This window comes from Corynebacterium sp. H130, assembly GCF_037572395.1.
Lineage (GTDB): Bacteria > Actinomycetota > Actinomycetes > Mycobacteriales > Mycobacteriaceae > Corynebacterium.
Window position 1 is genome coordinate 495,638 of record NZ_JBBHLA010000001.1, and the last position, 23,037, is coordinate 518,674.

General features: G+C 58.6%; 25 protein-coding genes. 10 read left to right on the top strand and 15 right to left on the bottom strand.

Going from position 1 to position 23,037, the window contains the following annotated elements:
* The first annotated feature begins 139 nt into the window (after positions 1 to 139).
* Positions 140 to 1,312: a glycogen synthase gene (gene glgA / locus WG939_RS02410; protein WP_339982029.1), complete on the top strand. Its 1,173-nt coding sequence runs from the start codon at positions 140 to 142 to the stop codon at positions 1,310 to 1,312.
* Between the two features lie 166 nt (positions 1,313 to 1,478).
* The gene (locus tag WG939_RS02415) at positions 1,479 to 2,948 is read left to right on the top strand and encodes a GH32 C-terminal domain-containing protein (protein WP_339982031.1); all 1,470 of its coding nucleotides are present in this window, start codon (positions 1,479 to 1,481) and stop codon (positions 2,946 to 2,948) included.
* 3 nt (positions 2,949 to 2,951) lie between these two features.
* On the opposite strand, the gene WG939_RS02420 is transcribed toward WG939_RS02415, so the two are convergent.
* The 6 genes from WG939_RS02420 to WG939_RS02445 all read right to left on the bottom strand — a co-directional run bounded on the left by WG939_RS02420 (position 2,952) and on the right by WG939_RS02445 (position 6,985).
* A complete protein-coding gene (locus WG939_RS02420) occupies positions 2,952 to 3,818 on the bottom strand; it encodes a methyltransferase domain-containing protein (RefSeq protein ID WP_339982034.1) in 867 nt (288 codons plus the stop codon).
* A 79-nt stretch (positions 3,819 to 3,897) separates the two neighbouring features.
* Positions 3,898 to 4,065, bottom strand: coding sequence for a DUF3117 domain-containing protein (locus tag WG939_RS02425; RefSeq protein WP_156192716.1), 168 nt, complete (start codon positions 4,063 to 4,065; stop codon positions 3,898 to 3,900).
* A gap of 126 nt (positions 4,066 to 4,191) precedes the next feature.
* Positions 4,192 to 4,491, bottom strand: a complete 300-nt coding sequence (locus WG939_RS02430) for a DivIVA domain-containing protein (protein ID WP_339982041.1) — start codon at positions 4,489 to 4,491, stop codon at positions 4,192 to 4,194.
* A 34-nt stretch (positions 4,492 to 4,525) separates the two neighbouring features.
* Complete coding sequence (locus tag WG939_RS02435) at positions 4,526 to 5,287, bottom strand: glucosyl-3-phosphoglycerate synthase (protein WP_339982043.1); 762 nt, start codon at positions 5,285 to 5,287, stop codon at positions 4,526 to 4,528.
* Positions 5,284 to 6,153, bottom strand: a complete 870-nt coding sequence (gene folP, locus WG939_RS02440; RefSeq protein ID WP_339982045.1) for a dihydropteroate synthase — start codon at positions 6,151 to 6,153, stop codon at positions 5,284 to 5,286. Before folP ends, WG939_RS02435 begins: the two co-directional genes overlap by 4 nt.
* A gap of 1 nt (position 6,154) precedes the next feature.
* A complete protein-coding gene (locus WG939_RS02445; RefSeq protein ID WP_339982048.1) occupies positions 6,155 to 6,985 on the bottom strand; it encodes an LOG family protein in 831 nt (276 codons plus the stop codon).
* Positions 6,986 to 7,132: 147 nt separating this feature from the next.
* Here WG939_RS02445 and WG939_RS02450 point away from each other — a divergent pair, with 147 nt between their 5' ends.
* From WG939_RS02450 to WG939_RS02470, 5 genes are all read left to right on the top strand, one after another.
* Positions 7,133 to 8,068 (top strand): DapH/DapD/GlmU-related protein, encoded by a 936-nt coding sequence (locus tag WG939_RS02450; protein ID WP_339982049.1) that lies wholly within the window; start codon positions 7,133 to 7,135, stop codon positions 8,066 to 8,068.
* Between the two features lie 106 nt (positions 8,069 to 8,174).
* Positions 8,175 to 9,539 carry an amino acid permease gene (locus tag WG939_RS02455; RefSeq protein WP_339982052.1) on the top strand — a complete coding sequence of 455 codons (1,365 nt, stop codon included), beginning with the start codon at positions 8,175 to 8,177 and terminating at the stop codon, positions 9,537 to 9,539.
* A gap of 142 nt (positions 9,540 to 9,681) precedes the next feature.
* A complete protein-coding gene (locus WG939_RS02460; protein WP_339982054.1) occupies positions 9,682 to 11,058 on the top strand; it encodes an amino acid permease in 1,377 nt (458 codons plus the stop codon).
* A gap of 112 nt (positions 11,059 to 11,170) precedes the next feature.
* Positions 11,171 to 11,389: a helix-turn-helix transcriptional regulator gene (locus WG939_RS02465; RefSeq protein ID WP_339982057.1), complete on the top strand. Its 219-nt coding sequence runs from the start codon at positions 11,171 to 11,173 to the stop codon at positions 11,387 to 11,389.
* A 3-nt stretch (positions 11,390 to 11,392) separates the two neighbouring features.
* A complete protein-coding gene (locus WG939_RS02470) occupies positions 11,393 to 11,875 on the top strand; it encodes a hypothetical protein (protein ID WP_339982060.1) in 483 nt (160 codons plus the stop codon).
* A 64-nt stretch (positions 11,876 to 11,939) separates the two neighbouring features.
* Here WG939_RS02470 and WG939_RS02475 read toward each other — a convergent pair whose 3' ends face one another.
* From WG939_RS02475 to typA, 9 genes are all read right to left on the bottom strand, one after another.
* The gene (locus WG939_RS02475; protein ID WP_339982063.1) at positions 11,940 to 12,506 is read right to left on the bottom strand and encodes a GtrA family protein; all 567 of its coding nucleotides are present in this window, start codon (positions 12,504 to 12,506) and stop codon (positions 11,940 to 11,942) included.
* A 45-nt stretch (positions 12,507 to 12,551) separates the two neighbouring features.
* The gene (locus tag WG939_RS02480) at positions 12,552 to 13,409 is read right to left on the bottom strand and encodes a pseudouridine synthase (RefSeq protein WP_339982065.1); all 858 of its coding nucleotides are present in this window, start codon (positions 13,407 to 13,409) and stop codon (positions 12,552 to 12,554) included.
* Complete coding sequence (gene dapC, locus WG939_RS02485; RefSeq protein WP_339982069.1) at positions 13,402 to 14,517, bottom strand: succinyldiaminopimelate transaminase; 1,116 nt, start codon at positions 14,515 to 14,517, stop codon at positions 13,402 to 13,404. Before dapC ends, WG939_RS02480 begins: the two co-directional genes overlap by 8 nt.
* A gap of 6 nt (positions 14,518 to 14,523) precedes the next feature.
* Positions 14,524 to 14,841 (bottom strand): ferredoxin, encoded by a 318-nt coding sequence (fdxA, locus tag WG939_RS02490; protein WP_339982072.1) that lies wholly within the window; start codon positions 14,839 to 14,841, stop codon positions 14,524 to 14,526.
* Between the two features lie 45 nt (positions 14,842 to 14,886).
* Positions 14,887 to 15,234 (bottom strand): hypothetical protein, encoded by a 348-nt coding sequence (locus WG939_RS02495; protein ID WP_339982622.1) that lies wholly within the window; start codon positions 15,232 to 15,234, stop codon positions 14,887 to 14,889.
* Positions 15,235 to 15,287: 53 nt separating this feature from the next.
* The gene (gene mshB, locus WG939_RS02500) at positions 15,288 to 16,184 is read right to left on the bottom strand and encodes an N-acetyl-1-D-myo-inositol-2-amino-2-deoxy-alpha-D-glucopyranoside deacetylase (protein WP_339982074.1); all 897 of its coding nucleotides are present in this window, start codon (positions 16,182 to 16,184) and stop codon (positions 15,288 to 15,290) included.
* Positions 16,185 to 17,774 (bottom strand): ABC transporter family substrate-binding protein, encoded by a 1,590-nt coding sequence (locus WG939_RS02505; protein ID WP_339982076.1) that lies wholly within the window; start codon positions 17,772 to 17,774, stop codon positions 16,185 to 16,187.
* Between the two features lie 26 nt (positions 17,775 to 17,800).
* Complete coding sequence (locus WG939_RS02510) at positions 17,801 to 18,961, bottom strand: MFS transporter (protein WP_339982079.1); 1,161 nt, start codon at positions 18,959 to 18,961, stop codon at positions 17,801 to 17,803.
* A 256-nt stretch (positions 18,962 to 19,217) separates the two neighbouring features.
* Positions 19,218 to 21,128 (bottom strand): translational GTPase TypA, encoded by a 1,911-nt coding sequence (gene typA / locus WG939_RS02515; RefSeq protein ID WP_339982082.1) that lies wholly within the window; start codon positions 21,126 to 21,128, stop codon positions 19,218 to 19,220.
* Positions 21,129 to 21,429: 301 nt separating this feature from the next.
* Here typA and WG939_RS02520 point away from each other — a divergent pair, with 301 nt between their 5' ends.
* From WG939_RS02520 to arsC, 3 genes are read left to right on the top strand one after another with little or no spacing between them, the layout of a single operon-like run.
* Positions 21,430 to 22,101, top strand: coding sequence for an Rv1157c family protein (locus tag WG939_RS02520; RefSeq protein WP_339982085.1), 672 nt, complete (start codon positions 21,430 to 21,432; stop codon positions 22,099 to 22,101).
* Positions 22,102 to 22,117: 16 nt separating this feature from the next.
* Positions 22,118 to 22,651, top strand: coding sequence for a DUF402 domain-containing protein (locus tag WG939_RS02525; RefSeq protein ID WP_339982088.1), 534 nt, complete (start codon positions 22,118 to 22,120; stop codon positions 22,649 to 22,651).
* An 11-nt stretch (positions 22,652 to 22,662) separates the two neighbouring features.
* A complete protein-coding gene (gene arsC, locus WG939_RS02530) occupies positions 22,663 to 23,007 on the top strand; it encodes an arsenate reductase (glutaredoxin) (protein ID WP_339982090.1) in 345 nt (114 codons plus the stop codon).
* Positions 23,008 to 23,037: the final 30 nt, after the last annotated feature.

Genomic DNA, 23,037 nt, shown 5'->3' on the forward strand with positions numbered 1-23,037 from the left:
AGTTTTCCTGGGGAAACTCCAACAGAGTTAAATTCATAAGCCACTCTTTGTGGGGTGTCCTCCCCCGTTTGTGAGGCGTCGCCCGTCGAAAAGCTCGTGTGCCCTGCACCATAAATGGTTCGTCGCTACATTCGGAAGTATGCGAGTTGGAATGATGACGAAGGAATACCCACCGGAGATCTACGGTGGCGCAGGTGTACACATTGCGGAGCTCACCCGCTACATGCGTGAGATCACCGAGGTAGACGTGCATTGCATGGGCGCGCCTCGTGACGAAGCCAACGTGTACGTTCACGGAGTTGACCCAGAACTGAAGGACGCCAATGCGTCCATTCAGACCCTGTCCACGGGTCTGCGCATGGCAAACGCCGCCAACAACGTTGACGTTGTTCACTCCCACACCTGGTACGCAGGCCTCGGTGGCCACCTGGCTGCCCGCCTCTACGACATCCCTCACGTTGCCACCGCTCACTCCCTGGAGCCGCACCGCCCATGGAAGCGCGAGCAGCTCGGTGGTGGCTACGAAGTGTCCTCCTGGTCTGAGAAGAACGCCATGGAGTACGCCGATGCAGTGATCGCCGTGTCTGCACGCATGAAGGACTCCATCCTCGACGCTTACCCACGCATCGAGCCGGACAAGGTTCGCATCGTGCTTAACGGCATCGATACGCAGCTGTGGCAGCCACGCCCAACCTTCGACGATGCCGAGAATTCCGTCCTGCGCGAGCTGGGCGTTGATCCGAACAAGCCAATCGTTGCTTTCGTCGGTCGTATCACCCGACAGAAGGGCGTCGGCCACTTGGTCAAGGCAGCCTCCATGTTCGACGAAGGCGTTCAGCTCGTGCTCTGCGCCGGCGCTCCGGACACCCCTGAAATCGCCGCTGAGACCAAGGCACTGGTTGAGGAGCTGCAGGCTAAGCGCGAGGGCATTTTCTGGGTGCAGGACTTCCTGCCGAAGGACAAGATCCAGGAGATCCTCACCGCAGCCGACACCTTCGTGTGCCCATCCATTTACGAGCCACTGGGCATCGTGAACCTCGAAGCTATGGCTTGTGGCACTGCTGTGGTTGCTTCCGATGTCGGAGGCATCCCAGAGGTTGTTGTCGACGGCACCACCGGTACCCTCGTCCACTACGACGAATCCGATCCTGAGGGCTTCGAGCGCGGCATCGCCGAGGGCGTCAACAAGATGGTCGCGGATCGCGAGAATGCCAAGAAGATGGGTCAGGCCGGTCGCGACCGCGCTGTCAACGACTTCTCCTGGGCAACCATCGCGCAGCAGACCGTGGACGTGTACAAGTCCCTGATGTAGGAAACATATGCGTTGACGAGGGCGTAGCCACTGGCTCCGCCCTCTTTGCGTAGACGGCCCCGCCCCCACGCTAGCGAAATCGGTACGCTGGTTGTATCCCCTCGCGGGCAATCAGCGTACCTACTTCCATTTGAGCCTTATTCCCAGGTCAGCAGAAGGACAGTCAATGAGCTTTTTCACCCACCGACCGGAACTACACATCACGGCAGAACAAGGCGTGCTCAACGCCCCCGCCGGCGTGCTTCGCAGTGGTGACCATTGGCATGTTTTCCACCAGTACCAGCCTCAGCTCGGGGCCCCGGCTCGCTGGGCTCACCAGTTCGCTGACCGATTCCCCTTCGACTGGGACATCTGCGACGACGCCATCGCTCCAGAAGGCGACGAGATCAAAGTGCGCGCCGGCGCAGTCATTGGCACGCGTGGTGGCAGCACAGAACTGTACTTCACCTCTATCACCGAGGAAGGCACCTCCATCCACGTTGCTGAGATCGAGGACATCGACGCCACTATTGAGGACATCTCGGAGGACGCTTTAGCCGTCGACAAGCACGTGCACCGGGTGGGCGAGGTCGTCGGAAACCGTGACGGCTTCGTCGACTTCCGCTCCCCTTGTGTTGTTGCTCGCTGGGATCACGATGAGGATAGTGGCGAGTCGCTGAAGGGCTGGCTGATGCTCGCGGTTGCGGGCGATCAGGACCATCCGCAGCTCATGGTGCTGGATTCCTATGACCGCCGCGAATGGAATCTCCGTGGGCCACTCACTTTTGCCGGCACGACCGGGCTTGAGGCTGTCGAACGCCTGGTGAGCCCTCGTATCATTCGCCTGCGCGATGAAGTTGACGGCATTGTCTACGACATCCTTCTCGTCACCATTGAGCACGAAGGCATCGACATCTCGGGCTACCTGGTGGGCACTCTGTCCGGCGCTGAGTTCACTGTGAAGACGCCATTCACCCGCCTCGATTTCGGACACGACTTCACACGCCCTCGCAACACCAATATCTCGCTCGCAGACAACACGAACCCAACGTTCGAATCCGCCAACATCTTTGGCCTCATGAACGGCATCGGCCGCTACGACGACCCAAGCGAGCACCTCAGCCTCGAAACAGAAGGGTGGGTCAACTGCCTGTCCCTGCCACGCGTTACCACCCTGCAGGACGGCCTCATCTACCAAACGCCGGCACCTGGTCTGCCGACCGCAGTTCGCACCTCCGAGCGTGCCTGCATGTACACCGCGCTCATCGACGCCTCCCCCGCCGACGCCGAGGTGCGCGTTGAGCTTATCGACGACCAAGGCAACGTCGCGGGTGTTGTGTCCCATCAGGGCGACATGCTCACCTTTGATCGTTCCATGAACCCTAATCACACCGGTGAGCACGTGGCAGAGGGCCCACTGATCGCAGCGGACACTGACGCGATCACCATCATCGTTGACGGTTCGGCCGTAGAAATCTTCGCGGACGGTGGTGCGATGACGATGGCTAGCCGGCTCTACTGCCAGGCCCGCATTACTGAGTTCCGCTCCTCCGTCAAGGGTGACGCCGTGATCGAGCAAGAGTCGGAGATTTTCCCACTCGAATACCCGAAGTTTCACGGCATCGAACCAGAGTTGCCTGGCGAGGCCGATCTCTAAAACCTAAGCGCGGCGCAGTCTTGTGATCTGCGCCTTCGCAGTCACAGTCATCTTCTCTGGAAGATTGGCAAGCCTGCGCTTGAGTTCTTCGGCTTCAATGTGGCGAGCCGAAGGGCTCATGCCAATTTGAGCGGCGATCGCGTCCCTACCGAGCTCCATTGGAAACTCCACGATTTCGTCCTCGCCGACGCGTTCCAGGAAACCATCGGACTTCTCCAGCAGATGTTCGATCTTTCCGGGCTCCACTCCAATGATCCCCAATGGTTCGCGCAGCTCATCCAGGTGGCCAGGATGAGCCGTCATGACGACCACCTGGCCATTCTTCTTCAAGATGCGGGCGAATTCCTGCGGATTGCGAGGTGCAAAGATCACCGTGATGACGTCAGCGGACTCATCCCGGATCGGAAGGCGCTGCCAGGCATCGGCAACCACTGCCCCAACCCGCGGGTGGCATTTGGCCAAGTGCTTCGCCGCAGGAACGGAAATGTCGATGCCTACGCCACGAGAATCTGCGACGTCATCAAGTGAATGGGCCAGGTAGTAGCCGGTTCCCGCGCCTATCTCGACGATCACCGGTTGGGCGTCCTCGGACACCTCGGCCTCGTCGAGCGCCTGGTGCACCTTCGCGGACACAGCTTCCACGAATGGCGCGAAGTGGCCACCAGAAAGGAAGGTTTCGCGAGACGCAATCATGTCAGCGTCATCACCTGAGTGTTTGAGGCCTTCCCCACCCACAAGCGACACATACCCCTGGCGTGCGACGTCATAGGAATGACCTGATTCAGACACGATGCGACGATCGTCGTCGACTAGTGTGAGCGCAGTTCCATCTGCAGGATCGGCCAGAATGTCAATAATGTCGCGCAACATCGGTTTCGTGCCTTTCGGTCCGCGTGGTAAAAAGCACCACAACAGTAGCTGTTGTGGTGCGAACTTAACTTTTAAGAATCTAGCTGGATACTTCTACCAGCAAAGCGCCGAGCTCAGCGGCTTCTTCTTGATTCAGCTCGACGACGAGCCGTCCGCCACCATCCGTAGGGATGCGCATGACGATCTTTCGTCCTTCAATAACCGCTTCCATCGGACCGTTGCCGGTCCTTGGCTTCATAGCTGCCACAGCGAGTCAGCTCCTAACTTTGTGCAAGCTGTTGATCTTGCACACCATTGTAGGTGAATTTTTCAGAGCGACGCAGGAAGTCTTGTAATTTTCGCAGCTAGGAGCCTACTTTGCGCGGGCAGTCAATTACTGAGCGTTAGAAGTTGGGGTTACTTTCGCAGCCTCTGCACGAAGAGAAGTGATCTCCTGAACCAGCTGGGAAATTACTGCGTCAACCTGGTCCTGGCGGTAGCCACGCACAACAGTGTCAAAACGCAAGTCTTCGAATTCGTGACGTGCAACAGCCTCGCGGTTCAGCTTTTGCAGGGAGACATTGTCCACCAATGGTGGCATAATCTCGCCCCGCCCCAAGGTCTTACCGAATACCAACGTCAGCACAGCGACGGCGGCAATGAGGCCAGAGATGTAAAGCAGCCAAGTGAGCATGTGAAAAGACCTTTAACTGTAGAAACGCGAATCTTCAGAAAATATTAGCAAGCGGGGGCCGTTCGTGGGGTGCTAAGGCAGCATACTTATCACGGTCAGAACGCGAAATGATGGTGGCAGCCACGACATCAGCCATAGCGCTCAAGTCTGACAATGGCCGGTTGCGATGAGCCCGATCCCCTAAGTCGGTCTCGGCGATCGCCCCAATGCCCCACCGAGCGCACACATCGATAAGGATCGCGACTTCCACCGCATACCCTTCCGCAAAAGGCACTGTCCGAGCGGCTGTTCTGCGCATCGCGTACTCACCAGACAACGGTTGTTTGATAGCACTGAGCTCAGGAAACAGCATTCTCAGCAGCGGTTTTGCCGTGAGCTCAGTGACGCGCCCGCCGCCTGTTGGTTGTCCGTGCAGCGCGCGTCGATAATGCGCTTTGACCAGTTGAATAGCCGGGTCGTGAAATGGTTCGACCAAGTCACGGACGATGTGGGGGCGAGGGTCGATGAGGTCAGCATCGACGAATGCCACGATGTCGCCTCTAGCGGCGGCGACCCCGCGCCACAAAGCCTCCCCTTTTCCTGTCCGAGGCTGGTACTCGGGCAGCACATCTCGCCAATTGAGAACCGTGGCACCCGCAGCCTGCGCCCTGACGGCTGTGCGGTCGGTCGAATCGGAATCGATGACGATGACCTCCAACGGCTCATCTGCCAGCACCGATTCCACCACCGCGGCTACAGTGTCTTCTTCGTTCAAAGCCGGGATGATGACGCTGGTGGAGCGTAACTGAGATGTCACACCAACCCCCTCACCGTTCTAGCCGGTGGCACCTTCCCGGCGATAGCAGCGGTCATCCTGATGGTGTCCACCGTCTCCACCACTTGGTGGGCCCGAAACGCGGCAACTCCGCGCGCAGCTGCCCAGGAGGTAGCAGCCAGTGTTCCCGGCACCCGCTCCGCAACATCGCGCCCGACGGTTTCCCCAACGAAGTCTTTGTTGGACAGCGCCATGAGTACCGGCCAGCCCGTGGCTACCAGCTCATCCACCCGTCGGAGCAGCTCAAGGCCATGAAAAGTATTCTTGCCGAAGTCGTGCGTCGGGTCGATAAACACCAAATTTTCCGGCACCCCGACACTCGCGGCCTTCTCCGCCAGTGCCGTCGTCTCCGCAATCACTTCTGCGACAACGTCGTCGTAATGAACGCGGTACGGCCGAGTCCGAGGCACCGCGCCACCAGTGTGGGAACACACGTAGCCCACCTTGTGCTGCCCCGCGACCTCAACCAGCTCTGGATCATGCCCAGCCCAGGTGTCGTTGATCAGGGTTGCCCCGGCGCGCACAGCCTCGTCCGCCACACCACTGCGCCAGGTATCGACGGAAATTGCCAGGTCGGGATACCGATGTCGGATCTCAGCGATGAACGGCACCACCCGGTCTGCTTCCTCCCGCGGATCTACCTCGTTGCCAGGACCCGCCTTCACTCCGCCGATGTCGATAATGCGGGCACCCTGGATTACCGACTTTTCCACCGCCTCCAGCGCCTTGTCGACGGCGTAGGTCGCGCCCTTGTCGTAAAAGGAATCCGGCGTGCGGTTCACGATTGCCATGACCACGGCCAAATCCGGATGTGCAGGATCGGCGAATCCAGATCGAATGGGATGCATGCTAGTTGCCGTCGACAAGCCCGGCTGCTACCTCACTGGCGTCGGTCTTGTCCGCGGTCGCGCGTCCCTGTTCTTGGTGCAGGTTGGCGTGGCGTTCGACGATGAAGTCGATGGCTTCGTCGACGTCGTCTGTGACTTTGAATAGGTCGATGTCCTTTTCGGAGATCATGCCCTCGGAGATGAGGCGGTCGCGGATCCAGTCGACCAGGCCGCCCCAGAATTCGGTGCCGACCAGGACAATTGGGTAGTTGGTGATCTTGCCGGTCTGGACCATGCATAGGGCCTCGAAGAGTTCGTCGAGGGTTCCGAAGCCGCCTGGCAGGCAGATGAATGCCTCGGAGTACTTCAGGAACATGGTCTTGCGGACGAAAAAGTAGCGGAAGTTCAGTCCCAGGTCGACCCAAGGGTTGAGTTCTTGCTCATGTGGCAGCTCGATGCCGAGGCCGACGCTGAGTCCACCAGCTTCAGATGCGCCGCGGTTGGGAGCTTCCATCAGGCCCGGACCGCCACCGGTGATCACGGCGTAGCCAGCCTCCACGAGTTTTTCACCGATCTGCTGGCCCCACGCGTAATAAGGGTGCCCCTCCTTGATGCGGGCCGAACCGAACACCGTCACGGCAATGGGCAGCTCGGCGAGGGCACCGAATCCGTCAACAAATTCGCTTTGAATGCGCAGCACGCGCCATGGGTCGGTGTGCAGCCAGTCGATGTTGTGCTGCTGATCCAGCAGGCGTTGGTCCGTGGTGCTTTCCTGTGGCCCGGAATGCCGCAGCAACACAGGTCCTCGCAGCAGTCGCCTCTTCTCTTCGTTTGGAGTCCTGCTTGGAGCCACGATCCACCTCTTTCATGGGCCTTACTTGGCCACTAGCCTCTTTGGTACCTCTTCTAACGCTAGTTGTTTTTGCGGTGTTTTGCTGGGCAAGAGTATTAATCACCTCCGAACATGCTTGCGCTGACCAGTACGCTTTAAACTGGAGTTATGACAATCATGGGTGCAAAAGCGCAGGGAATTGCCAACATTGCTTCTGACGGAACGATCCTGGATACCTGGTACCAGGCTCCGGAAGTGACGTACTTTGACGATGACGACGCACCCGAAAGTGGCACCGTTCGCCTGGGCGCCCAGGACCTCACTCCTCGCATGTTGTCCCTCGTAGGTTTGGACGAAGATCGCATGGTGGAGCAGGTCGCTGTCCACACTGTGATTCGTGATCTGTCCCAGCCGGCGATCGACGCCCACGACGTCTACCTGCGCCTCCATCTGCTCTCCCACCGGCTCATCGAGCCCGGCAAGATGGACATGAGCAACACGCTGAAATTGTTGTCCACCGTGGTGTGGACCAATAAGGGCCCTTGCTTGCCGACGAACTTCGAATTCGTTCGCGGCGCCTTGCGCTCTCGCGGTCTGATTCACGTCTATGCCGTCGATAGGCTGCCTCGCATGGTTGACTACGTGGTGCCTTCGGGGGTGCGCATCGCGGAGGCTGAACGTGTTCGCCTGGGCGCATACCTTGCTGAGGGTACGTCCGTTCTGCGCGAGGGCTTTGTGTCCTTTAACTCCGGTTCGCTGGGGCCTGCGAAGATTGAGGGCCGGCTGTCTTCGTCGGTTGTTCTTGACGAAAACACCAAGCTGGGGCTTAGCGCCGTCGTCATGGGTCGCACTCATGCGGATGGCCAGCGCAGCCCGCTACGCATTGGCAAGAACTGCACTTTTGGGGTGTCCGCTGGTGTTATTGGCCTGAATCTGGGCGATAACTGCCACATCGGAACGAACCTGATTGTCGAGCCTGATACCGTGCTGTACTTCCCAGACTCTGATTCTTTGGCCCCGGCATCCAGCATTGAGGGCCAGGACAACTGGTCAATCGCCAAGGAAGCTCACCACTCAGAACCGGTAGCGCGTCGTATTCAGTAGTCTGCATACCCCCAAAATGTGGCAAAAATGAGACGGTTTGTCCCGTTTTTGGAATTTAACTGGGCTCAGCTTGGTGAAATCGTGGTTAACACGGAATAGTTGAGACATGACAAACGCGGACACCACTTCGAAAGAACTAGGTAACGGTCTCAAGACCCGACACCTGACCATGATGGGACTCGGCTCGGCGATCGGCGCGGGCCTGTTTCTGGGCACCGGCGTCGGTATTCAGCTTGCCGGCCCTGCCGTCCTCCTTGCCTACATTGTCGCCGGAATCATCGTCGTATTTGTCATGCAGATGCTCGGCGAGATGGCTGCTGCCCGCCCAGCCTCCGGCTCCTTCGCTACTTACGCACAGATGGCTTTCGGCCACTGGGCTGGATTCACGTTGGGCTGGTTGTACTGGTTCATGCTCGTGATGGTGATGGGCGCAGAAATGACCGGCGCCGCTGCCATGATGGGTGGCTGGTTCGGAGTTGATCCGTGGATCCCCGCACTCGTCTGCGTGGTCCTGTTCGCGGTGATCAACTTGATGCAGGTCAAGGGCTTCGGCGAGTTTGAATTCTGGTTCGCGTTCATCAAGGTCGCCGTCATCATCGCCTTCCTCGTCATCTCTGTACTGCTGGTCTTCGGCCTGATCCCAGGCACCGAATTCGTCGGCACGAAGAACTTCCTGGGTGAGCATGGCTTTATGCCAAATGGCATTCCAGGCGTCGCCGGTGGCCTTCTCGCGGTCGCATTCGCTTTCGGTGGCATTGAGATCGTGACCATCGCTGCTGCAGAATCCGAGAAGCCTTCCGAGGCTATCGCTACGGCCGTCCGTTCCGTGATCTGGCGCATTTCCCTCTTCTACCTGGGTTCCGTGCTCGCAATCTGCTTCCTGCTTCCTTACGACAGCATCAGTGGCGCGAAGTCCGCGGCCGAATCTCCGTTCACCATCATCCTCGGCCAGGCTGGCATCCCGGGCATCGCGATGATCATGGAAGTTGTCATTGTCCTGGCACTCTTGTCGGCATTCAACGCTCAGATCTATGGCACTTCTCGCCTGGTGTACTCACTGGCTAAGAAGCAGGACGCACCTGGCATCTTTGCCAAGCTCAACTCCCAGCGTGTCCCAAACAACGCAGTTCTGTTGTCGATGGCCTTCGCCTTCGCTTCCGTGGCGCTGCAGTACTGGAACCCTGCCGGTCTACTCGAGTTCCTCCTCAACGCCGTCGGCGGTTGCCTGATCGTCATCTGGCTGATGATCTGTTTCAGCCACCTGCGCCTGCACCGCGAGATGGAAGCAAATGGTGAACTTTCCGTCCGAATGTGGGGCTTCCCGGTCCTTCCTTGGATCACCGTAGCTGCCCTGCTCGGCCTTACCGCCCTTATGCTTTTCGACGCCTCAGCGCGCAGCCAAATCACCTCCGTCACGGTGGTCACCCTGGTGCTTGTCGCCTTGAGCTTCCTGACCAGGAAGAAGAGCTAGACTTCTTCGACAGTGCCCCTCGGTTTTGCCGAGGGGCACTTTTGCATCTTTACCAAGCCCTGGTTTCCCCAGCGCCTGCCTCTCACCTTAAGATTTAGTTGGGAACCCCTCGAAAATTTTTTTGGAAAGTGAGAGCACCACCATGCCGAATTCGCTTGGCAACGGCCTCAAAGTCCGCCATCTGACCATGATGGGGCTCGGATCAACGATCGGCGCAGGACTCTTCCTCGGCACCGGCGTCGGCATTAAGGCTGCTGGCCCCTCAGTTCTGCTCGCCTACATTGTGGCGGGCACCCTCGCGGTGCTCATTATGCGCATGCTCGGCGAGATCGGATCTGTCATCCCTGCATCTGGCAGTTTCTCTGAATACGCAGAGTTGGGCATCGGCCGTTGGGCAGGTTTCGTGCAGGGCTGGATCTACTGGCTCGCCACGATCGCGGTGCTCGGCGCAGAACTGACCGGCGCCTCTGCGTTTGTCGGCGCTTGGTTTGGGGTGAAACCGTGGATTCCGGCGGCGATCTTCGTGGCATTCTTTGCGGTGGTGAATCTGCTTCGGGTGCGCACCTTCGGCGAGTTTGAATTCTGGTTCGCCTTCGTTAAGGTCGCTGTCCTGGTGTTCTTCCTAGTTGTCGGCGCATTGCTTATTTTTGGTCTCCTGCCTGGCCATTCCTTCGTTGGCACATCGACCTTCCTTGCCGATGGCTTCATGCCTAATGGACTGGGCGGCGTCGCCACTGCAATTTTGGCCGTTGCTTTCGCGTTTGGCGGAATTGAAGTGGTCGCCATTGCCGCTGCCGAGTCTGAGGATCCAGAGCATTCCTTGATCAACGCGGTGAAATCCACCATCACCCGTATTTCGGTGTTTTATCTGGGGTCGGTTTTGGTCATCACGTTCTTGCTCCCATGGTCGTCGTTAGGCGCGGCAAAGAGCGCTGCAGACAGCCCGTTCACTCACGTGCTGGAACTTGCCGGCATTCCGGGTGTTGCGATGGCGATGGAGGTCGTGATCGTTCTCGCGCTGCTGTCTGCGTTTAATGCCCAGATTTTTGCAAGTTCGCGCATGCTATTTTCGCTGGCGCAGCGTGGTGAGGCACCGGCGATTTTCGCTAAGACGTCGCACTCGGATGTGCCTACGCCTGCGATTGTTGTCGCGATCATCTTGAGCGTCGTGATGGTTATCCTCAACATTCTGGATACTGGCTGGCTGCTCGGATTCATGCTGAACTCTGCGGGCGCATCCCTGCTGATCGTTTGGGCGTTCATCGCGGTGTCTCAACTGCGGTTACGCCCAGAACTGGAGAAGCGCTTCGACCTCAAGGTGCGCATGTGGGCATACCCGGCCCTGACTTGGGTTACATTGCTTGCTCTGACTGCCCTAGCTGCGCTGATGCTTAGCGACGCCACTGCCCGCGTCCAGCTCTCCTCTGCAGCGATCATGTTCGCCGGCCTCTTCATCGCATCGATCATCAATGCAAAGGTGCAGGGCGAATCGCCTTGGGGCAGGAAGCCACTGAACTAGCTCACTAAACCCTACGAATCCTCCTTGGCTCAGCCAGGGAGGATTTTTCTTTGCCACACCCCTTGACAGAATGTCCACTATTCTTTACATTTAGAAAATGAAAGGAGTCAACATGGGAGAAGAACTTAACTCCAATATGGTGAGGAAGCTCCGTCGCTGGAACGAGCTGTCCCAGGCGGAACTTGCGGAAAAGGTGGGCGTATCTCGGCAGACGATCGCCAACATCGAGAAGGGCAACTACTCCCCTTCCGTACATCTTGCGTTAGACATCTGCCACGTACTTGGTGAAACAGTCGAGCGCGTCTTCGGACGCGAACAGGAAGGAAACTAACTAATGAGTATCAACGATCGCATCATCGCCCGAAATGAAGACCTCTACAATGACGAATTCGAGCGAGCCCAATCAGAAAAGGCCGGAATGCTCTCATTCTTCTGGTCTTCCTACGGCATCCTCATCCTGGCGCCAGTCCTCGCCTGGAGCCTTCCGGCTAGCCATGCCGGACTGTCCTACCTGGTACTGTTTCCGGTCTTCGCCGGCAGTATCATCGGCAATTCCTGGTTAAAGAAGACGGTGGCCCGACCAAAGATCAACTTTTTTCGCTACGTCTGGGGCTGGGAATGGGTGTTCATGATCATCATCGTGGCAGCATGGCTTCCCGGACTAGTGCGGCCGGAAGAATTCGATCTCTCCACTTACACCGGAGGAATTATCGGCGCAGCCGTCGGTCTAACCCTCGCAGTTACTCTCTACCCAGTAGTTACCGGCTGGCAGCGCAAACGCGATGAGCGACGAATCGAACGCGAACTAGAAGACTAAAGCCGCAGAACTGGAAATGCAGACTGTCAAAGTTGGCAGTCTGCATTACTACATCCCGTGATCCCTAGCTAGGCTCCGTCTCCACCACGATGCGCGTCGGCTTCTTCGCCCGGAACGCCCAGAGCTTGTTGATGATGAAGTTGACCGGCATCGCCACAAGAATCGAGATCGCCTGGCCCCAGTAGAAGCGGTTCTTCAGCCCGGAAGAGTCATCCAGGAAGGCTGGCAGCGCAATCGGCGAGGTCGGGTTGATGAGCAGCGTGGACACGATCATCTGAACGACCAAAGCCAGCAGGCCCGTGGCCAGGAATGGGAAGAAACCACGCAGCCAGCTGCGCTTTTCCACGTTTCCGAAGGTCCACATGCGGTTGAGCTGGTAGTTCCAGATGTTGGCGACAAAGAATGCGATCGCCTGAAACAGGTGGTAGCCACGAATGTTAAACGGTGTGCCTGGCAGGCCGAAGAGGGCGTGGTCGTAATCTGGACCGCCCATAGCCAGCGACAACTTGAGGGACAGGAAAGCCACAATCAGGTTGACGGGAACTCCGGAACCACCGACGATGCCAAATTTGATGAATTGGCGGGTGTTCGTCATCAGGCGTTCGTACACAGGTAGCTCTTTTTCTTTCATGAAACGATAAAAAGGCCCCACAGGGGGCGTATTCGGATCATCCTACTATCCTGCGCCCCAAAACCCAGTTTCCAAAAGACGTGACGAAGTCCACACACCCACCTCATTAGAACCCCATAACCGCAGCTCAAGGTGGGTAGCGCACAGTTTCAGCTCTTCTGAATAGTTATCGAGTTGTAAGCCTTTGTCCACCGGATAGGTATCGTCTCCTGCAATCGGCGCACCCAGGTGGGCACAAAGAACGCGCAGTTGGTGGGTGTGCCCCGTGCGCGGCTCGAGTTCGATGAGGCGGTCGTCGATAAGGCGCGCCCTGGTCACGGTGGGTTTGCCGCGCTTATCGACGCGCACCTGCCTCTCCCCCTTGATTTTGAGCATCGGCACTTCAAACGATTGCCACGTGTCGGATAGGTCGATGGGCGCTGTGAGGAGGGCTCGATAGCGTTTCCGTGCGATGCGCTGCGCGAATTGCTGCTGGTAGAACCCACGCGACTCGGGCGTGGTGGAGAGTGCGAGCAGCCCGGAGGTGAGACGGTCGAGCCGGTGAACGGCGACGATGTCATCGTTGTGGCGGGCCACGCGTTGCCGAGTTTGAATTGTCTCCCGCATGATGCGCCCGTTGGGGGTGCTGGGCACAAATGGTGGCTTGTCCACGATCATTAGGCCACAACCCTCGTAGAGCACTGCTTCGTTGAAGGGGATCGCTGGTTCATCGGGGATCTCCGGGTGAAACCACGCCGGAGTCGGGCTCTTGAGGACTGTTCCAGCTGGGATGCGCTCACCAAAGGAAAAAGGGCTATCGCCCGCAGCGCCTGCAAAAAAGTCGGGACTAGCAGGGACTGTGCCCCGCAACACCACTCGTTGTGGCGAAATTCCTTCCCTGGCAGGCAGCGGCGAATTAGCCAAGGCGCTCGCAAGCAGCAGCGATTGCGGTATCCGATCCCGTCAGGGAGATTCGCACGAACTGGGCTCCCTTCGCACCATAAAACTCCCCGGGAGCCACGAGAATGCCACGCTCGGCAAACCACGCTACAGTATCCCTGCCAGGTTCACCTCGGGTAGTCCAAAGGTACAGCCCTGCCTCAGAGTCCTCGATGCTAAAACCGGCATCGATCAGGGCTTTCATGAGCGCAACGCGTCGCTTGGCGTAGCGCAGCTTTTGCATCGCCTCTTGGTCATCGTCCTTGAGGGCTGCAAGCGCTGCGTGCTGCACTGCGGTGGGGACCATGAGACCCAGGTGCTTGCGTGCAAGGGAAAGCTCAGCGATGAGTGCTGGATCGCCTGCAAAGAAACCAAAGCGGTAGGAGGCCAGGTTGGAAGACTTGGAGAGGGAATGCAGCGCAAGCAGTCCCGTGATGTCCCCGCCATTTACACGCGGATCCAGGATTGAAAGCGGCGGATTGGTGTCCGACCAGCCAAGTCCGATGTAGCACTCGTCGGAGATGACAATGACGCCGCGCTGCTGCGCCCAGGACACGACCTTCTTCAGGTGTTCCAGACCGAGCACCTTACCCGTGGGATTCGATGGGGTGTTGATGAACATGAGCGTTGGGGTCATCGGCCCCAACTGGGTCAGCGAATCTGCCCGCACTACCTTCGCCCCAGACGTCAGGGCTGCAACTTCGTACGTTGGATAGGCAACCTCAGGGATGACCACCGTGTGCCCCTGCCCCACGCCAAGCATAAGTGGTGCGAGAGCAACGGCTTCCTTCGTGCCCACCACAGGATGGACATAGTCCGGCTCGAACCCGGACACCCCGTATCGCCGATCAAGCCACGCGACGATCTCTTCCCGCAGCTCGGGAAAACCATCAGTCGGCGGGTAGCCCGGGTCGGCACTGTTGCTGGCCAAGGCCAGCTGAATTCCCGGCGCGACCTCGTCAACCGGAGTGCCAATGGACAGGTCAATCAGGCCACCCGGATGGGCAGCTGCGGTGTCCTTGGCTTCGGTCAATGTGTCCCACGGGAAGGTGGGAAGAGCGAGGCCTAACGGGGATCGAGGTCGTGCGGGCATGGCTATCTAGGCCTGTGGTGGCAGCTTTGCGACGAGCTCCGCGTCGAAGTCCTGTGGGCCGAGCTTGGCCGCGCCGCCTGGGGAGCCCAAGGAATCGAAGAACGCTGCATTTGCCTCGTTGTAGTCGATCCACTCGTCTGGGACGTCGTCTTCGTAGAAGATTGCTTCCACTGGGCAGACTGGCTCGCAAGCGCCGCAGTCAACGCACTCATCTGGGTGGATGTAGAGGGAACGCTTGCCTTCGTAGATGCAGTCGACCGGGCATTCTTCAACACATGCCTTGTCCATAACGTCGACGCATGGTTGCGCAATGGTGTAAGTCATTGGGTTCTTTCAGTCCTTAGGGCACAGTTCGAGAATTCAATGGGTCTATTTTGCCACTTCTGGCTTCATCAGGGGCCACAGGCCCCCGACTATCCCTGCAGCGAGCAACATCAGGCTGCGTGGATTCGACCCCACCAGGATATCCCCTGAGATGCTGACCCAGAAAGTCAAGGTGAGGAATCCGAGGATCCAGACGCACAGCGGGACCAGATACACCCCCATTCGGTCAGTCCACAGCCGCGCCGTCTTGGTAAGCACCATGTTGAACAGCAAGGCCAACAAGACCGGATAAGGGAATGCCACCCGGTCACCGCTAGGAAGTGTGATCCACGTTCCGAGGTAAACCACTTCCAGCAAAACACTGATCAGCGCGCCAAGGCAGAGCCACATCATGCCAAAGGCGATTTCTCCTTTGCTGTGGTCGGTGTATACGAAACCTTGTGGCTCTACCACGTCAGCCCCGCAGTGAGCGATGCCGAATCTGTGATCGCCGTGCCACTGCCCAGCTGGTAATGCTCTGTCTTCAGCAAAGGCTGCGCAATCAGGTTACTGAGCGCGAAAACAGCGATGGCATGCTCCGTGGACTTCAGTCCTGCGCTCGCAGCTTGTGGGTTCACCACGCTGGTATTGCCGTCTGCGATCCACAGCTGGGTGGGATGAGATTTCATGCCACGGAGTTTTGCGGCCACGGCTGCGTCACTGAGCATGAGCTCAACATCGTGCTGGTCGACGGTCGCGAGTTCTCCATCCTCTGGCCGTCGCCAAGCATGCGGAATGCAGGCGATGTCGGCAAGCCCTGCGGCGAGAGCCTCAGCGGACGTGACCGCCCACATGATGCGCTGCGGGGCGACGTCGCATTGTGTGGCCGCCGCGTGGGTAATCTCATGCGCGCGAATGTGATCAGGGTGGCCGTAGCCACCATCGGGACCATAGGTGATGACGAGATGCGGTTTGATGCGGGAGAAGACCTCGGCGAGTTGCGCCTCTGCTTCTTCGCCAGAATGGATGAAGGCTCGCGGGTCGTCGTTCGCTGGGTCACCGATCATGCCTGAGTCACGCCAGCGACCAGCGCCACCGAGGAATTCGCCGCGCACCCCAAGCTCGTGCAGGGAGCGAGCTAGCTCAGCGACGCGAAACCCTCCCAGTTGATCGGCTTGATCCGCGACCAGCTGAGCAAACGGATCCCCAATGACTTCGCCTTGCTCCCCAAGGGTGCAGGTAACCACGGTGACGTCTGCCCCGCGCATAGCCACACCTGCCAGCGCACCACCGGTCCACAATGCTTCGTCATCCGGGTGGGCATGCACTGCCACTACCCGCAGGCCGATTAGATCTCGCTGCATTTAGTCGTCTTTCCATTTGTAAGCGGTGGCCAATACCGAGGCATCGGCAATCACGGGCCACTTGTTCAGATCGCTTTCCCCCGCAACGATACCCGTGCCGAGAATATCCATTCGCCTATCCCCCAAGATTGGGACGGAAAGATGCTGCGCCTGCACGGTTGCCATCCGTTCGCGCACGGCTTCGCTGTCATGTGCACCGGCCATGGCCTCCGCCAGGAATCCGGACAAATCCTCGTCACACCAGCCGGAGACGTTGCTTGCCAATGGTTTGCCCTCCTGGCATGCGAAAGCGGATGCCGCAGGTGTCGGATCCGTGGTTGGTCGTTGCCACGACACCACCACATCGACTTCACCGGCAGGCACCTTCTTGGCGACGATATCCCCCAGATCGCTTTGCACCAGCTCGGCCTTGAATCCCGCCTTTGTCAGCATTCCCACCATCGCGATTGCGGCTCCACGCGCAGTCTCATCTTCAGGATCTACAGCAACCTTGATCGGACGCACTTGCTCAGCGATCGCAGCCTTAAGATCATGCCCGTGTGCCGGGGTCAGTTGCTCCGCGATGGCCACATCCGCCGTGCGTCCTGCCGCAAGCTTCGCCACAGACGGGACATCGATGACAGAAGCGATTGCGCCACGCAGGTTCTGATCCGTCAAAGTGCGACTGTTGAACGTTGCAGTTAGCTGGGTATTGCGGTCGATAGTGCGCGACTGCAGCCCCGAAGCCAAGGACAACGCCAAACCACTCGTCTCGGATGGGGTGACATGAGCGAAGCTCAACTGGCCATTGCCCAGCATTTCAATAATTTGAGAGAAATTTCCGACCTCTCGAAACGTGAGCAGCTCGACGTCCGCCGGATCGGCACCCCAGAAACGGTCATTTCGCGCCAATTCAACGACGCCACGCTTACGGTCAATAGACCGCACCATGTACCGGCCTGCCGAGGCAGGAACATCAGTGGCCAGCACCTTGTCAAAAGACTCTCCGCCCACCGAAAACAGGTGGCTAGGCAACAAGTTAGTGAAGAGTGATTTCCAATCGGCCACCTTGTTCTTAAACACAACAGTCACTACCCGGCCACCATCGGTGCTGCGGACATCCGAAATTGCCTGATAACCAGCAGCGTCGATAACTCCCGCTTCGGTGGACATCTTTTCCCACAGGTAGCGGAAATCACCGCCGGTGATCGGTGAACCGTCGGACCACTGCGCCGAAGGGTTGATACGGTATTGCACCATTTGAGCAGCACCGTAAGTAGGAGTAATTTCCTCCGCGCTGAGCAACACATCGGAGTTCATCTGGCCGTCGACAAATGCGCTCGGCAGCACAAGCCGGGCCATCGACTGCACAAACGCAGAGTCGTCGGAGGCAAGGTGTGGGTTGAAGCCGGTGCGGATCGGGTCAATGCCCACCACAATCTCGTTGCGATTCTTCTTGTCCACCGGAACCTCGGGCACCACGGTCGATGACTCAGCGCTGCCCACCGGCTCCACCGGCGCAGGACCAGGCTGAGCAACGCAGCCCGACAACACCACCGAAGCTGTCACGCACAGCCCGGCGACTCCTGAACGACCCCAATGAAACTTCACCTGTCTAGTTTTACCAGCCCCCACGGTCATCGTTGGAGCCCCGCGCGCGGATCCAAACGCTTTGCAAGCACCATCACCGTCACACCGCACACCAACAGCAGCACCAACGCCGCCCTCACGTCCGTCGCACTCGACGCCACACCGATCAGCGGGCTCGCAGACAGAAAACCAACCCTCATCAGCCACGACATCGCCGTCAAACCAGCGCCCTCAGACACTCCCGGCAGCTGGGCCGCAGCCGTGAACGCACTCGGAACGATCGTCGCACAACCAAATCCCGCAGCCCCAAGACCACACAAGAACAACGCCGGCCCAGGTGCCAACACCGCAACTGCCGCCCCACCAGCAATGCAGGCACCACCGAGCTTTGCGACGCCAATCCTCCCCCACCTATTGACCATCGGATCTCCGGCAAACCGCCCCACGCACTGAGCCGACAACATGATTGTGAGCGCCACACCAGCCTTCTCAACAGGCATTCCAGCTACCTCAGCAGCAAGTAAACCCGCCCAACTATTAGCCACTTCCTCCACCATCGTCCCAGAAATAGCAACGACAGCAATAGGCGCAACCAACGCCATCACACCGGAAATACCAGCTCCACCATCGCTGGCAGGATCATCCACCGCAGCAACATCCCCCACCAACACGCAGCCAAGCCCAGCAATGCCACAAGCGACTATCGAAGCCACGAGAAAATGCCAAGGCATCTCCATCCTGCCCACCGCAACAGTGCCCGCCGCACCACCACACGCAGCCCCCAAACTCCACGAAGCATGCACACTCGACATAATGGAACGCCCCAACCGCTCCTGCACTCGCACAGCCACCAGATTCTGCGCAACATCCACAATCGGATCCAAAAAACCCAACACCAACAGCATCAGAGCAAGTGTCCAACCACCGCTCAACACAAAACCCGCCAACACCAGCACCACAGCCATCACTGCCGTGCCCACAGCCATCGCCGGAACAGCCCCCAACCGACGCACCACCGGCGCCGGAACAGCCGACGAGGCCAAAGACCCCAGCGCAAAGCATGCCACAATCAGCCCGAAATAGGACTCACCGAGCCCCCACTGCCTCATCAATATCGGGTACCACGGAAGAACGCTCGCGAAGAGAGCGCCGTTGCTGGCGAACATTAGGGCAGTTCCGACGACTGGGAGGAGGTGCTGGCGCTTCACCCGGACCAGCGTAGCGAAATCTTTCCCGTAATTGGGCAGGATTTCTACTATTTTCCCAGGTGACTGTGTCTGAATACGGGAAAGATTTCGCCGGAAATGAAAAGTATCCCGTATTCTGGCCACTCATCCTGGGGAAACCCGACAAATCCGGCCCAAACAGGGGAAAGATTTCCGCAGGAGACAAAAATATCCCCCATTCAGACCTTCCGACCTGGCGTTTTGCCAGAAATCCGGTCCAAATAGGGGATGTTTTTCCTTACTTGTTCAGCTGCTTTGCGCGAGAACGAGCACGGTTACGCTCGGTGGCGTTCAGGATCACCTTGCGGACACGAATGATGTCAGGGGTAACTTCGACGCACTCGTCGCCGCCACAGAACTCCATTGCCTCTTCCAGGGAGAGGGTGCGGGCCTTGGCCAGGGTGACGGTTGCGTCAGCCGTCGCGGAGCGCATGTTGGTGAGCTTCTTTTCACGCGTGATGTTGATGTCCATGTCTTCATCACGATTGTTGGCGCCCACGACCATGCCTTCGTATGCTTCGGTGCCTGGCTCGACGAAGAATTGGCCGCGGTCTGCGAGCTGCTGCAGCGCGTAGGCGGTGATCTGGCCGGAGCGGTCAGCGACGAGGGAACCGGTGGCGCGGTCCTTGATTTCGCCGGCCCATGGCTCGTAGCCCTCGGAGTAGTGGTTGGCGATGCCGGTGCCGCGGGTTTCCGTCATGAAGGTGGTGCGGAAGCCGATGAGGCCACGTGCTGGGACCTTGTATTCCATGCGGACCCAGTCGGTGCCGGTGTTGTCCATGGACAGCATCTGGCCCTTGCGAGCAGCCATGAGCTGGGTGATGGCGCCCTGGTGCTCTGCTGGGGTGTCGATGACCATGTGCTCGTATGGTTCGTAGGTCTTGCCGTCGATGATCTTTGGCACGACCTGTGGCTTACCAACGGTCAGCTCGAAGCCTTCGCGGCGCATGGTCTCAACGAGGATGGACAGTGCCATTTCGCCACGGCCCTGAACTTCCCATGCGTCTGGGCGGTCGGTTGGCAGGACGCGCAGGGACACGTTACCGATGAGCTCCTGGTCCAGGCGTGCCTTCACGACGCGGGCAGTGAGCTTGTCGCCACCGCCACGGCCGGCCATCGGGGAGGTGTTCACGCCGATGGTCATGGAGATTGCTGGTTCGTCAACGGTGATGCGTGGCAGCGCTACTGGGTTCTCTACGTCGGCGAGGGTGTCGCCAATCATGATTTCATCGATGCCGGAGATTGCAGCAATGTCGCCTGCGATTACCTCTTCAGCTGGAACACGGGTCACGCCGACGGTGCGGAGCAGCTCAGCGATCTTTGCGGTCTTGACGTGCTGGTTGCCCTCGGAATCGTAGTGAATCCAAGCGACCTGCTGGCCCTTCTTCAGCTTGCCCTTGAAGATGCGCACGAGGCCGATGCGGCCAAGGAAGGAGGAGGAGTCCAAGTTGGTGACGTGTGCCTGCAGTGGCGCGTCGAGCTCTGCGGATGGCTCTGGGAGGACGTTGTAAATGACGTCAACCAGGGCGTCCATGTTGTCAGCTGCTGGCGGGTTGCCGTTGCCAGGGTTTTCAGTGGAAGCCTTGCCCTCACGGCCAGAGGTGTACAGAACTGGGAGGTCGAGCAGAGATTCTGCAGCTTCAGCAGCCTCTGGGTCTTCCAGAGTGGAAGCGAGCTCCAGGAGCAGGTCCTGGGACTCTTCCACAACCTCGTCAATGCGAGCGTCTGGGCGGTCGGTCTTGTTCACACAGATGATGACCGGCATCTTTGCGGCAAGTGCCTTGCCGAGAACGAAGCGGGTTTGTGGGAGCGGGCCTTCGGAGGCGTCGACAAGCAGCACCACGCCGTCAACCATGGACAGCGCGCGCTCGACCTCGCCACCGAAGTCGGCGTGGCCTGGGGTGTCGATGACGTTGATGATGAGGTCCTGGCCGTCTTTGCCGGCACCCTGGCGACGAATCGCGGTGTTCTTGGCAAGGATGGTGATGCCCTTTTCCTTTTCCAGGTCACCGGAGTCCATGACGCGGTCCGTAACTTCGCCGTGGTCGCCGAAAACGCCGGACTGTTCCAGCAGAGCGTTGACGAGAGTGGTCTTGCCGTGGTCAACGTGAGCGACGATGGCTACGTTACGGAATTCGGTATGGGTCACTGGGGAAAATCTCCTGCAAATCTTTGGTGCGTGCCCTGATATCTAATAGGTGCACACATGACGGGTTTCCAGCGTACTCCTCTGCAGGCACCTAGCGCACCTTTTGTGATGTCAAAGTGCGAATGTAACGCCTGCTGGGCTCGAATCGACATGGGAGATAGAAAGCAAAAATACCGCGGTGCAGCATTTGCGACTTTTGTGAATAGAGTGACAAAAGTTTACCTATGTTGCTAGAGTGCTTGTTGTAATTGCCTGATATGGCCATATCAAGTACCCCACTGTGAAAGAGAGATGACGTTTCGTGCGCAATTTTGCAAGGAAGATGGCAGCTGCAGCCCTCACCGCAGGCCTCAGCTTTACCGTCGTTTCCCCAGCGCACGCAGCCGTTTTCGGATCTATTGACCACCTTGGTCGCCCAGCACCGCACATCCTGAAGCAGATGGAAGACACAGCCAATCAGCCATTGGTGCCACTCGAAATCCGCAACGCGCTGCTCGCCGCGGTCGCGTTCTATCGAGGCGACGGCAAGGGCGGCGTCCCACTTCCCGAGGGCGCACCAGTGCTGAACCAATTCATTTGGCCAACCGTCTCGGCGAACTGTATCGGCGGCACCATGGCAGCTACCGGCACCGCCATCGCCGTCCCAGGCCCCGCTGCCCTTCCACTACCAGGAACCGCAGCCGGCCAAACGACCTTTGTTTTCACCGCTCTCGGAACCACCGCTGCCGCAGATGAGCAACAAGGCATGTTCGTCCACTGGCTCAACACCTCCAACGGTCGTTTTGGAGTTACCAAACTGAGCAAAGGCGAGATGAACCCACAAGGCCCTGCGACGCTCTCCGGCACCGCCGACACGGGTTCCGGCAAGGTGCTTGCCTGGCTCGACGGCGGCGTAACGCTTGCCGACGACCACGGCACACCAACCAACACCTGCGTTTTCGCCCCAACTGCCACCTCATTCACGGTGAATTAGAACAAGGACTATCGAGATGACCGACCTACACCCAGTGAAGCAGGAAACCTTCAACGTTTCGACGGCAATTAACGTCGATCCGAAAGGTTTCGAGCGCAAGGTCGACACTTACACCGTCGCAGACTTTGGCCTTTACATGGCGCGGGGCGCAAACCACCCTGAGTTCGGTTACCTGGAGAGCTGGCTCCTGCCAGAGCTCAGCCTGCGTGTGAGCAAATTCCACTACCGCCCTGGTTTCGAACGCACCCAGGACTTTTACTTTGACGTAGCCGCCATCACGCACGACAGCGACGTCTGGACTACCCGGGACTTTTACGTCGACCTGGTATCCCTGACCGGCGACCCAGTGGAGGTCGTTGACATCGATGAGCTGGCAGCTGCCACATCAGCCGGGATCATCACCGCCGAGGAAGCCGAGAAGGCAATCGAAACCACGCTAACCGCTGTCGACGGCATCACCCGCAATGGCGACGACGCAATGGCATGGCTCGCAGCTCGTGGCATGGAATTGACCTGGGCTGATCACGTGGAGCTCGTGCCTGCCGAATAAGATCGGTGGCTATGAAAGCCACTATCTATCACAACGCCCGCTGCTCAAAATCTCGCGAGGCCTGCACCTTTCTCGCCGACCGTGGCGTCGACGTTGAGGTCATTAAATACCTGGACACTCCCCCAGATGTCGCCACATTGAAGTCCCTGCTTGACCGTGCAGGACTGTCCCCACATGAGGCAATTCGTACGAACGAGTCCGAATACAAAGAGCTGGGTCTATCGCCACAGACCCCAGATGATGAATTGTTGGCCGCGATGGTGGCTCATCCTAGGCTCATCCAGCGACCAATCGTTGTCACCGATAAGGGCGTCGTCATTGCTCGCCCAACAGAGAAGATTTCCGAGATTCTCTAAACCAAATGGCCCGCTTGAGAGCGGGCCATT